This is a genomic window from Vibrio sp. OPT46 (assembly GCF_015163535.1).
Lineage (GTDB): Bacteria > Pseudomonadota > Gammaproteobacteria > Enterobacterales > Vibrionaceae > Vibrio > Vibrio alginolyticus.
Window position 1 is genome coordinate 1 of record NZ_JADDYG010000658.1, and the last position, 264, is coordinate 264.

General features: G+C 40.9%; 1 pseudogene. It reads left to right on the forward strand.

Going from position 1 to position 264, the window contains the following annotated elements:
• Positions 1-264 (forward strand): annotated as a pseudogene (locus IQR33_RS24215) (lytic transglycosylase F); the annotation flags it as partial.

Sequence of the window (264 nt, forward strand, 5' to 3'; positions counted from 1 at the left end):
ACTAAACAAAAAAGGCTTACCGCCTGTTATCGTGCACTTTATTGAAGAAACACTTCAAGATTATGAGCTGGTCGGAATGCTCAACAATGGTTACGTCAGAGCCATTGTTCTCGATAGCCATAAAGCCAAGCTTTGGCTGAAAGTGATGGATGATATTCGGGTGCATAAAAAAATCCCTATCCGCAAAAATGGCAAAATTGCTTGGGCAATGCGAGAAAATAGTCCCAAATTAAAAGCCGTCGTGAATAAGTTCATCCAGAAGTC